The sequence below is a fragment of the Gracilibacillus halophilus YIM-C55.5 genome (assembly GCF_000359605.1).
GTDB lineage: Bacteria > Bacillota > Bacilli > Bacillales > Amphibacillaceae > Gracilibacillus > Gracilibacillus halophilus.
Genome location: NZ_APML01000101.1, coordinates 1 through 1,331 on the forward strand (window position 1 = coordinate 1; position 1,331 = coordinate 1,331).

The following is a 1,331-nucleotide window of genomic DNA, read 5'->3' on the forward strand; positions in this document are numbered from 1 at the left end:
ATTAAGTCCGTAAAATTGTGTAAAAAGAGAATGGGCCATATCAATTCTTGGATACAATGTTTTTAACCAGAAAATATTGTAAAGGAGAATTGATGATGACCCAGTTACAGTTTAACCTAAATATGGATCATTTAAAAGATTCTGTTATGAACTCGAATATTGATGCTGTAGTTAAATCAACGATAGTTCTAGTATTAAACGAATATATGGAGAAAGAGCGAGATGAGTACTTGAAAGTTCCAGCTTATGATCGTTCAGGAGAACGTCGTGACTATCGTAATGGCTACTATGAGCGGGATTTCATGATGAGCATTGGAAAGATCAAATTACGTGTACCTCGTACACGTAGTGGTGATTTTTCGCCATCAGTATTTGAAAGGTATAAACGTTGCGACAAGGCGTTAATCCTATCTATGCTTGAAATGGTAGTGAATGGTGTCTCCACTCGAAAAGTGAAGAATATCGTGGAAGAGTTATGTGGGGAAAGTGTGTCGAAATCCTTTGTATCTTCTCTTACAGAAAAGCTTGATCCTCTCGTTAGAGAGTGGGCAAATCGCCCTTTAAACACAGCATATTATCCATATGTTTTTGTCGATGCCATGTATATCAAGGTCCGCGAACATCATAAGGTTGTATCTAAAGCCGTCTATATTGCGACTGCGATTACTGAACATAATCAACGGGCAGTACTTGGTCTAAAAGTTAGTCATGAGGAATGCTATGAAGCATGGCAAGCATTTCTACAAGAATTAATAAAACGTGGATTACAATCACCAAAACTCATTATTTCTGATGCCCATCCAGGACTGAAAAAGGCAATCAAGAAAGAATTTGTTGGAACCTCTTGGCAACGCTGTACTGTTCACTTTAAAAAGAATCTCATAGACAAAATGCCAAAAAAGAATATGGCAGAAGTTAAAGTTGATTTAAAAAGAATTTTTGATGCTGTAAAAGTGGAGGACGCAAGAAAGTTTAAAGAGGAATTTATCCATCGCTATGAGAAAAATCCGAAGTTAGAAAAAGTAATAGACGCGTTGGAAGACGGGTTTGATGATGGCATACAATTTCTAAATGAACCAACGAAATATCACATGTATACTCGTACGACAAACTCTCTTGAGCGTTTAAATGAAGAGGTTAGACGAAGAGAAAAAGTTATACGTATCTTTCCGAATACGCAGTCTGCTTTTCGATTAATTGGAGCAGTGTTGATGGACTATGAAGAGAAACAAGAAAAGAAAAGACCTCTTTTCAGCACAAACTAGCAGGGAACGAAAGCGCGCAAAAATTTGGTATGGTAGGAAGGGGGTACCCCTTCCTACCATACCAAA

Annotated in this window: 1 protein-coding gene; it reads left to right on the forward strand. The window is 37.5% G+C overall.

Annotation, left to right across the window (positions count from 1 at the left end; all coding sequences use genetic code 11):
- Positions 1-95: 95 nt before the first annotated feature.
- The gene (locus J416_RS14865) at positions 96-1,265 is read left to right on the forward strand and encodes an IS256 family transposase (RefSeq protein ID WP_003475497.1); all 1,170 of its coding nucleotides are present in this window, start codon (positions 96-98) and stop codon (positions 1,263-1,265) included.
- Positions 1,266-1,331 lie beyond the last annotated feature (66 nt).